Below are 9,010 nucleotides of genomic sequence, written 5' to 3' on the forward strand. Positions count from 1 at the left end.
GCTTGAAAATCCCTTTAGCAGTCAATTCCTTTTATGAAACGCATGGTAAAGGGCTAAACACTTCCCTCTTTTTCAAACGCCTTGTGGCGTTTAATGTGAGTTATGTTTATAGTTTTTAGGGGGGAAACAAGCACCCCCTAAAAGCGTATCGCAATCTTTGAATTTTAAAAACTCTTTAGTTTTTTTGCCTCAAATGATGAATACTCTCGCCCCCAAGACCATAATTATTAGAATCAACCTCATCTATAATGACCACAATAGAAGCCTTATTTTTGTTTAACACCTTCACCATCAAATCTGAAACCCCTTCAATCAATTGCTGTTTTTGCTCGTTTGTTGGCCCTCCATTTTCTGGCACAAGTTTGATATTGATAAACGGCATGTTATTCCTTAAAATTGAGATAGCGTATTATAGTGCTTTTCATCTTAAACCCTCTTTTAAAAAACGATAAAAATAAAAACAATAAAAGCCCTTTTAATCTCTTTCAAGTCAAGTTAAGTTTGATATACTAACAGAATGAATACTTATAAAAACAGCTTGAACCACTTTTTAAATTTAGTGGATTGTTTAGAAAAAATCCCCAATGTGGGTAAAAAGTCCGCCTTTAAAATAGCGTATCATTTGGGTTTGGAAAACCCCTATCTGGCGCTAAAAATCACGCACGCTTTAGAAAACGCCCTAGAAAACCTTAAAACATGCGCATCTTGTAACGCGCTCAGCGAGAGTGAGGTTTGTGAGATTTGCTCTGATGAGAGCCGGCAAAATTCTCAGCTTTGCATGGTTTTACACCCAAGAGATGTGTTTATTTTAGAAGATTTAAAGGACTTTTTAGGGCGCTATTATGTGTTAAATTCTATAGAAGAAGTGGATTTTAACGCCCTAGAAAAACGCCTAGTTGGAGAAAATATTAAAGAAATCATTTTTGCTTTCCCCCCCACTTTGGCTAATGATTCTTTAATGCTTTATATTGAAGATAAATTACAACAATTCCATCTCACTTTCACTAAAATCGCTCAAGGCGTGCCTACTGGAGTGAATTTTGAGAACATTGACTCAGTTTCGCTCTCAAGGGCGTTTAATTCAAGGATCAAAGCATGAATTTACATTTTATGCCCCTATTGCATGCTTATAACCATGCGAGCATTGATTTTCATTTCAATTCTAGCGCTAGGGATTTTTGCGTGCATGAAGTGCCTTTGTATGAATTCAGTAACACAGGCGAACATGCCGTTATTCAAGTGAGGAAAAGCGGTTTAAGCACTTTAGAAATGCTTCAAATTTTTTCTCAAATTTTAGGGGTAAAAATCGCCGAATTGGGTTATGCGGGCTTGAAAGATAAAAACGCGCTGACGACTCAATTCATCTCACTCCCTAAAAAATACGCCCCTTTATTAGAAAAAAATACGAGCAACTTTCAAGAAAGAAACCTCAAAATCCTGTCTTTGAATTACCATCATAATAAAATCAAATTAGGGCATTTAAAGGGGAATCGCTTTTTTATGCGCTTTAAAAAAATGACCCCCCTAAACGCTCAAAAAACAAAGCAGGTTTTAGAACAAATCGCACAGTTTGGCATGCCTAATTATTTTGGCTCGCAACGCTTTGGGAAGTTCAATGACAACCATAAAGAAGGGTTAAAAATCTTACAAAATAAAACGAAATTCGCCCATCAAAAATTAAACGCTTTTTTAATTTCAAGCTATCAAAGTTATTTGTTTAATTCGCTTTTAAGCAAACGATTAGAAATCAGTAAAATCATTAGCGATTTTAGCGTCAAAGAAAATTTAGAATTTTTTAAACAAAAAAATTTAAGCGTTAATTCAAACGCCCTAAAAGCCCTTAAAAACCAAGCCCACCCCTTTAAAATCTTAGAAGGCGATGTGATGTGTCATTACCCTTATGGGAAGTTTTTTGACGCTTTAGAATTAGAAAAAGAAAGCGAAAGGTTTTTGAAAAAAGAAGCTGTGCCTACGGGGTTACTAGATGGCAAAAAAGCTCTTTATGCAAAAAATTTGAGTTTTGAAATTGAAAAAGAATTCCAGCATAATCTTTTAAATAGCCATGCTAAAACGCTAGGCTCTAGGCGGTTTTTTTGGGTGTTTGCAGAAAATGTAACTTCTCAATACGTGAAAGAAAAAGCACAATTTGAATTGGGATTTTACTTGCCTAAAGGGAGTTATGCGAGCGCGTTGCTCAAAGAAATCAAGCATGAGAAAGGAGAAAATAATGACGAATTTTGAAAAGATTATCGCGCAAAACAGAATCAAAACGAACGCGGTTTTAACCACTTATTGCGTGATTTTTGCCTTTATCGGGTTGTTGGTGGATGTCATTAGAATCAACGCTAATGATTTAGGCATAGCCCTTTTTAAACTCATGACTTTTCAAATTTTTCCTACGATCACTTTGATCATGTTTTTAGCGGCTTTTGTCGTTATTGTTGTTTGTATCCAAAATTTTAGCTCTATCATGTTAAGCGGTGATGGATACAAGCTTATTGACACAAGCAAGGTTTTAAGCTCTAAAGAAAATCAAATCCATCGCCTTTTGTTAGAACTTTTAGAAGAGGCTAAGCTTCATTTTGAGCCTAAGCTTTATATCATTAACGCTCCTTACATGAACGCTTTTGCGAGCGGGTGGGATGAATCTAATTCTCTTATCGCTCTTACAAGTGCTTTAATAGAAAGGTTAGATAAAGATGAATTGAAAGCCGTGATCGCTCATGAACTCAGCCACATCAGGCACAACGACATCCGCTTGACCATGTGCGTGGGGATTTTAAGCAATATCATGCTATTAGTGGCTAATTTTAGCGTGTATTTTTTCATGGGGAATCGCAAGAATAGTGGGGCGAATTTAGCCCGAATGATTTTATTGGCTTTACAGATCATCTTGCCTTTTTTAACGCTTATTTTGCAAATGTATTTGAGTCGCACACGAGAATACATGGCCGATAGCGGGGCAGCGTTTTTAATGCATGACAATAAGCCTATGATCAGAGCCTTACAAAAAATTTCTAACGACTATGCGAACAACGATTACAAGGGCATAGATCAGAACTCCACCCGATCAGCGGCTTATCTTTTTAACGCTGAAATGTTTAGCACCCACCCTAGCATTAAAAATCGTATCCAATCTTTATCAAGGCACGTTTTTTAAATGGAAAATTTTTTCAACCAATTTTTTGAAAATATCGGCGAAGACAAGAACAGAGAAGGCTTGAAAGAGACGCCTAAAAGGGTTCAAGAATTATGGAAATTCTTGTATAAAGGCTATAAAGAAGATCCTAAAGTGGCTTTAAAAAGCGCGTATTTTCAAGGCGTTTGCGATGAGATGATCGTGGCTCAAAACATTGAGTTTTACTCCACTTGCGAGCACCATTTACTCCCTTTTTTTGGGAATATTAGCTTAGGGTATATTCCTAAAGAAAAGATTATCGGCATTAGCGCGATCGCTAAACTCATTGAAATTTATAGCAAACGCTTGCAAATCCAAGAAAGGCTGACCACTCAAATTGCAGAAACTTTTGATGAAATCATAGAGCCAAGGGGCGTGATCGTGGTTTGTGAAGCCAAGCATTTGTGCATGAGCATGCAAGGGGTGCAAAAGCAAAATGCGATCATTAAAACAAGCGTGTTAAGAGGCCTCTTTAAAAAAGACCCTAAAACCAGAGCTGAATTTATGCAACTCTTAAAATCTTAGGTTATAATTCTATACATGAGTAACCCTAATTTATCCTTTTATTATAATGAGTGCGAGCGTTTTGAAAGCTTTTTAAAAAACCATCATTTACACCTTGAAAGCTTCCACCCTTATTTGGAAAAAGCCTTTTTTGAAATGGTGCTTAATGGAGGCAAAAGGTTCCGCCCTAAGCTTTTTTTAGCCGTGCTTTGTGCGTTAGTGGGTCAAAAAGATTATTCTAACCAACAAACAGAATATTTTAAAATCGCTTTAAGCATTGAATGCTTGCACACTTATTCGCTCATCCATGACGATTTGCCATGCATGGATAACGCCGCTTTAAGGAGAAACCACCCCACTTTACACGCTAAATACGATGAAACCACAGCCGTTTTAATCGGCGATGCGCTCAACACTTACTCTTTTGAATTGCTTTCAAACGCTTTATTAGAAAGCCATATTATTGTGGAATTAGTCAAGATCTTAAGCGCTAATGGGGGGATTAAAGGCATGATCTTAGGGCAGGCTTTGGATTGCTATTTTGAAAACACGCCCTTAAATTTAGAACAGCTCACTTTCTTACACGAGCATAAAACCGCTAAATTGATTAGTGCAAGCTTGATTATGGGGCTTGTTGCGAGCGGTATTAAAGATGAAGAGCTTTTTAAATGGCTTCAAGCTTTTGGGTTAAAAATGGGTCTTTGTTTTCAAGTGCTAGATGATATTATAGACATTACGCAAGATGAAGAAGAAAGCGGTAAAACCACTCATTTAGACAGCGCTAAAAACAGCTTTGTGAATTTATTGGGGCTAAAAAAGGCAAGCGATTACGCCCAAACTTTAAAAACAGAAGTTTTAAACGATTTAAATCTACTAAAACCCGCTTATCCTTTATTACAAGAAAATTTAAACGCATTATTGAACACTCTATTTAAAGGCAAGACATGAAAAAAATTCTACTCACCAATGATGATGGCTACCATGCAAAAGGCATTAAAGCTTTAGAACAAGCTTTAGAAGAAATGGCAGAAATTTATGTGGTCGCCCCCAAGCATGAAAAAAGCGCATGCTCGCAATGCATCACGATCACCGCGCCTTTAAGAGCGGAGAAAATTAAGGGCAAAGAAGGCAGGCATTACAGGATTGATGATGGCACGCCAAGCGATTGCGTGTATCTGGCGATCAATGAGCTTTTTAAGCATGTTTGTTTTGATTTGGTGATTTCAGGGATCAATCTTGGATCTAACATGGGCGAAGACACGATTTATTCGGGAACGGTAGCCGGAGCGATTGAAGGCACGATCCAAGGTGTGCCTTCCATTGCGATTTCTCAAATCCTTTCTAACAAAAATAAAAACACTCCCTTAAGTTTTGATCTAGCTCAAAAGATTATCCAGGATTTAGTCCAAAACATTTTCACCAAAGGCTACCCTTTAAAGGGGCGCAAACTCCTGAATGTGAATGTCCCTAATTGCTCCTTACAAGAATATAAGGGCGAACGCATCACCCCTAAGGGCTATAGGCTGTATAAAAAAGAAGTGCATAAACGAACAGACCCCAAAAATGAAAGCTATTTTTGGCTAGGGCTACACCCTTTAGAATGGCAAAAGCGCGAAAATGAAGACAGACTCTCTGATTTTGACGCTATTGCTTCAAACCATGCCTCTATCACGCCTTTAAATTTAGATTTAACCAGTTATGATGATCTAAAAAGCTTGGAATCTTGGCATGAGGGAATGTTAAAGTGAGTAAAAATCACCGCTTGGCTTTTTTAGGGCTAATTGTTGGGGTGTTTTTTTTCTTTAGCGCATGCCAACACCGCTTGCACATGGGGTATTATTCAGAAGTTACAGGGGATTATTTGTTCAACTATAATTCCACTATCGTGGTGGCTTATGACAGAAGCGATGCGATGACTTCTTATTATATCAATGTGATCGTTTATGAATTGCAAAAATTAGGCTTTTACAATGTCTTCACGCAAGCGGAATTCCCGCTAGATAAAGCCAAAAATGTGATCTATGCGCGCATTGTCCGTAATGTCTCGGCTGTGCCATTCTACCAATACAATTACCAACTGATTGATCAAGTCAATAAGCCTTGTTATTTTCTTGGGGGGCAGTTTTATTGCTCCCAAACCCCTACGGATTATTACGCTATCAATGGCTTTAGCGAGCAAATTTTAATGAGCGCTAATTCGCATTTTATTTTGGATTGGTATGATGTGGTGTTGCAAAAACGGGTTTTATATGTGGATGGGAGCGTGAGCGGGAGGACTTGCGGCTATCAGATGCTTTATAGGGATTTGATTAAAAGCACGATCAAACGCATTGATTTTAACCGCCCTGAACACTACTACTACAATTTAAGACTGCCCCTTTATCAGCCATGTTATAGAGAATGAAATGGTTATCAGGCGATTGTATAAATTTTGCGCTAGCCATGTGGTGCGCAATTGTTCTTCTGTAAAATGCGCTCAAAATATCCATGGGCATAATTATGAAGTGGAGGTTTTTATTGAGACCGACCGCCTAGACAGCGCGAACATGGCGCTAGATTTTGGATTGATGCAACAAGAGATGCAAGTTTTCATTGAGTCGTTTGATCATGCCCATCATTTTTGGGATAAAGAAAGCGTTGAGTTCCAGCGTTTTATAGAAAATCATTGCGTTCGTTATGTGAAATGCTCGTTTAATTTGAGCGCGGAAAGTTACGCCCTCATGTTTTTATACTACCTTTCACGCATTTTACAAAAAAGCGTTTTTTCTAATAATGAAGGGGAGTTAAAAATCTCTAGCGTGCGCGTGCATGAGACTAAAAACGGCTACGCTGAAAGCTTTTTAAACGATTTAGAAAACCCTCATTTTAAATCTTTAGTGCATCCAAATTGCGTTTCATTTTCGCAAGGCATTCAAAGTTTGTGGCATGATAAGGACTTTTTCAATAAAATCATCAGCGATGAAAAACAATGCTTTTTTCATGCTAAGCCCTTACACCAAATCCCATGAAACTCCCGGTCGTTGAGAGCTTTTTTTCCTTACAAGGTGAAGGAAAAAACATAGGCAAGCCCAGTCTTTTTTTGCGCTTAGGGGGGTGTAACCTTTCATGCAAGGGCTTTAATTGTAAAACCCCATTCAATGATGAAATCCTAACAGGTTGCGATAGTTTGTATGCGGTGCATCCCAAATTCAAAACATCTTGGGATTATTACAATGAGCCTAAGCCCTTGATTGAACGATTAGAGGATTTAGCCCCTAATTATAAGGATTTTGATTTCATTCTCACAGGCGGGGAGCCAAGTTTGTATTTTAATAACCCTATTTTAATCAGCGTTTTAGAGCATTTTTATCGCCAAAAAATCCCTTTATGTGTAGAGAGCAATGGCTCTATTTTTTTTGAATTTAGCCCTATTTTAAAAGAATTGCATTTCACTCTAAGCGTCAAACTCTCTTTTTCTTTGGAGGAAGAAAGCAAGCGGATCAACCTCAAAGCCTTACAAAATATCTTAAATAACGCTAAAAGCGCGCATTTTAAATTTGTATTGGAGAGTCAAAACGCCGCCCAATCTATTACAGAAATTCAAAGCCTTTTGAAACAACTCTCCTTAAAAAATAATGAAATCTTTTTAATGCCCTTAGGCACAAACAACAACGAACTAGACAAAAATCTAAAAACCCTAGCCCCCCTAGCCATAAAGCATGGTTTCAGGCTGAGCGATAGGCTCCATATCCGCTTGTGGGATAATAAGAAAGGGTTTTAAATTCATCATATCATACAAGGCGTTATTATTTTAAGATAAAAATTGTTATCATATACCATTAAAGGATTATTTTACCTCTAAAGTTAGGAAATCATGACCATCAATGTTTTTTCGCCCAAATACCCCACTGAATTAGAAGAGTTTTACGCTGAGCGCATCGCTGATAACCCTTTAGGGTTTATCCAACGCTTGGATCTTTTGCCCAATATTAGCGGGTTCGTTCAAAAATTGCACGAGCATGGCGGGGAATTTTTTGAAATGAGAGAGGGTAACAAGCTCATTGGGATCTGTGGGCTTAATCATATCAATCAAACAGAAGCAGAGCTGTGTAAATTCCACATAAATACCGCTTATCAATCCCAAGGACTGGGTCAAAAACTCTATGAGAGCGTGGAGCGATACGCTTTAATCAAAGGCTATACTAAAATCTCTCTGCATGTGAGCAAGAGTCAAATCAAGGCATGCAACCTCTATCAAAAGCTGGGTTTTGTGCGCATCAAAGAAGAGGATTGTGTGGTGGAGTTGGGCGAAGAGACTTTGATTTTCCCTACTCTTTTTATGGAAAAGATCCTGTCTTGATTGGCACATCCATTTGACACACGCCTTTTACCTATCAAACTTTGATTAACACAGCCTAATTAATGATAAATAAACTATAAAACAAACACTCGTTGTTAAAACTTTGTTTCAATATGAAACACTAATCCCTTGTAAAAGCTTTAAATTGTGAAAAATAAACAAACAACCCCCTTAAATTGTATAATGAAAACACTATAAATTAAAAAGAGATAACCATGAGAAAACTATTCATCCCACTTTTATTATTCAGCACTTTAGAAGCGAACGAGAAAAATGGCTTTTTCATAGAAGCCGGGTTTGAAACCGGGCTGTTAGAAGGCGCGCAAACGCAAGAAAAAAGACACACCACCACAAAAAACACTTATGCGACTTATAATTATTTACCCACAGACACGATTTTAAAAAGAGCGGCTAATTTGTTCACCAATGCCGAAGCGATTTCAAAATTGAAATTCTCATCTTTATCCCCCATTAGAGTGATGTATAATGGTCAAATAACTATAGAAAATTTCTTGCCTTATAATTTAAGCAATGTGAAGCTTAGTTTTAAAGACGCTCAAGGCAATGTGATTGATTTGGGCGTGATAGAGACTATCCCCAAACACTCTAAGATTGTTTTACCTAGAGAAGCATTTGATAGTCTAAAAGAGGCGTTTGATAAAATTGGCCCCTATACTTTCTTTCTTCCAAAATTTGAAGCCACTAGCACTTCTATTTCTGACGCTAACACGCAAAGGGTGTTTGAAACGCTCAATAACATTAAAACAAATCTTATAATGAAATATAGTAATGAAAATCCAAGCAATTTCAACACTTGTCCTTACAATAATAATGGTAATACGAAAAATGATTGTTGGCAAAATTTCACCCCACAAACCGCAGAAGAATTCACTAATTTAATGTTGAACATGATCGCTGTCTTAGACTCCCAATCTTGGGGCGATGCGATCTTAAACGCTCCTTTTGAATTCACTAACAAAGGCGGAGGG

12 protein-coding genes and 1 pseudogene are annotated in these 9,010 nt (G+C 37.5%); 12 read left to right on the plus strand and 1 reads right to left on the minus strand.

The genetic code is table 11. The annotated features are described in order from the left end of the window. A partial coding sequence (locus FIM66_RS07810) for an outer membrane beta-barrel protein (protein WP_120829512.1) occupies positions 1–119 on the plus strand: 119 nt, incomplete at its 5' end. Positions 120–175: 56 nt separating this feature from the next. Here the strand turns inward: FIM66_RS07810 and FIM66_RS07815 are convergent. Next, positions 176–382, minus strand: coding sequence for a 2-hydroxymuconate tautomerase family protein (locus FIM66_RS07815; protein ID WP_001115880.1), 207 nt, complete (start codon positions 380–382; stop codon positions 176–178). A 135-nt stretch (positions 383–517) separates the two neighbouring features. On the opposite strand from FIM66_RS07815, the gene recR reads away from it, so the two are divergent. From recR to FIM66_RS07870, 11 genes and pseudogenes are all read left to right on the plus strand, one after another. Next, entirely contained in the window at positions 518–1,099 is a 582-nt protein-coding gene (gene recR, locus FIM66_RS07820) for a recombination mediator RecR (protein ID WP_140600356.1), read from the plus strand. Beyond that, a complete protein-coding gene (gene truD / locus FIM66_RS07825) occupies positions 1,096–2,241 on the plus strand; it encodes a tRNA pseudouridine(13) synthase TruD (protein WP_140479831.1) in 1,146 nt (381 codons plus the stop codon). The genes recR and truD overlap by 4 nt, the downstream gene beginning before the upstream one ends. Continuing rightward, positions 2,228–3,160, plus strand: coding sequence for a zinc metalloprotease HtpX (gene htpX / locus FIM66_RS07830; protein ID WP_238699417.1), 933 nt, complete (start codon positions 2,228–2,230; stop codon positions 3,158–3,160). Before truD ends, htpX begins: the two co-directional genes overlap by 14 nt. Next, the gene (folE, locus tag FIM66_RS07835) at positions 3,161–3,703 is read left to right on the plus strand and encodes a GTP cyclohydrolase I FolE (RefSeq protein ID WP_108350997.1); all 543 of its coding nucleotides are present in this window, start codon (positions 3,161–3,163) and stop codon (positions 3,701–3,703) included. Positions 3,704–3,718: 15 nt separating this feature from the next. After that, the gene (locus FIM66_RS07840) at positions 3,719–4,630 is read left to right on the plus strand and encodes a polyprenyl synthetase family protein (RefSeq protein WP_140600357.1); all 912 of its coding nucleotides are present in this window, start codon (positions 3,719–3,721) and stop codon (positions 4,628–4,630) included. Continuing rightward, a complete protein-coding gene (gene surE / locus FIM66_RS07845; RefSeq protein ID WP_000722448.1) occupies positions 4,627–5,430 on the plus strand; it encodes a 5'/3'-nucleotidase SurE in 804 nt (267 codons plus the stop codon). Before FIM66_RS07840 ends, surE begins: the two co-directional genes overlap by 4 nt. Continuing rightward, positions 5,427–6,086: a hypothetical protein gene (locus tag FIM66_RS07850; RefSeq protein WP_140548971.1), complete on the plus strand. Its 660-nt coding sequence runs from the start codon at positions 5,427–5,429 to the stop codon at positions 6,084–6,086. Before surE ends, FIM66_RS07850 begins: the two co-directional genes overlap by 4 nt. Position 6,087: 1 nt before the next feature. Continuing rightward, positions 6,088–6,690 carry a 6-pyruvoyl trahydropterin synthase family protein gene (locus FIM66_RS07855; RefSeq protein ID WP_140548973.1) on the plus strand — a complete coding sequence of 201 codons (603 nt, stop codon included), beginning with the start codon at positions 6,088–6,090 and terminating at the stop codon, positions 6,688–6,690. Further along, positions 6,687–7,442 (plus strand): 7-carboxy-7-deazaguanine synthase QueE, encoded by a 756-nt coding sequence (locus tag FIM66_RS07860; protein WP_140548975.1) that lies wholly within the window; start codon positions 6,687–6,689, stop codon positions 7,440–7,442. The genes FIM66_RS07855 and FIM66_RS07860 overlap by 4 nt, the downstream gene beginning before the upstream one ends. 93 nt (positions 7,443–7,535) lie before the next feature. After that, positions 7,536–8,021 (plus strand): GNAT family N-acetyltransferase, encoded by a 486-nt coding sequence (locus tag FIM66_RS07865; RefSeq protein ID WP_120928344.1) that lies wholly within the window; start codon positions 7,536–7,538, stop codon positions 8,019–8,021. Between the two features lie 215 nt (positions 8,022–8,236). Further along, positions 8,237–9,010, plus strand: a pseudogene (locus tag FIM66_RS07870) (hypothetical protein); the annotation flags it as partial.

This window comes from Helicobacter pylori (genome assembly GCF_006439795.1).
Lineage (GTDB): Bacteria > Campylobacterota > Campylobacteria > Campylobacterales > Helicobacteraceae > Helicobacter > Helicobacter pylori_CR.

Coding starts and splice junctions, on each gene's coding strand:
- FIM66_RS07815 (WP_001115880.1), bottom strand. CDS start 382: ATGCCGTTTATCAATATCAAACTTGTGCCAGAAAATGGAGGGCCAACA.
- recR (WP_140600356.1), top strand. CDS start 518: ATGAATACTTATAAAAACAGCTTGAACCACTTTTTAAATTTAGTGGAT.
- truD (WP_140479831.1), top strand. CDS start 1,096: ATGAATTTACATTTTATGCCCCTATTGCATGCTTATAACCATGCGAGC.
- htpX (WP_238699417.1), top strand. CDS start 2,228: ATGACGAATTTTGAAAAGATTATCGCGCAAAACAGAATCAAAACGAAC.
- folE (WP_108350997.1), top strand. CDS start 3,161: ATGGAAAATTTTTTCAACCAATTTTTTGAAAATATCGGCGAAGACAAG.
- FIM66_RS07840 (WP_140600357.1), top strand. CDS start 3,719: ATGAGTAACCCTAATTTATCCTTTTATTATAATGAGTGCGAGCGTTTT.
- surE (WP_000722448.1), top strand. CDS start 4,627: ATGAAAAAAATTCTACTCACCAATGATGATGGCTACCATGCAAAAGGC.
- FIM66_RS07855 (WP_140548973.1), top strand. CDS start 6,088: ATGGTTATCAGGCGATTGTATAAATTTTGCGCTAGCCATGTGGTGCGC.
- FIM66_RS07860 (WP_140548975.1), top strand. CDS start 6,687: ATGAAACTCCCGGTCGTTGAGAGCTTTTTTTCCTTACAAGGTGAAGGA.
- FIM66_RS07865 (WP_120928344.1), top strand. CDS start 7,536: ATGACCATCAATGTTTTTTCGCCCAAATACCCCACTGAATTAGAAGAG.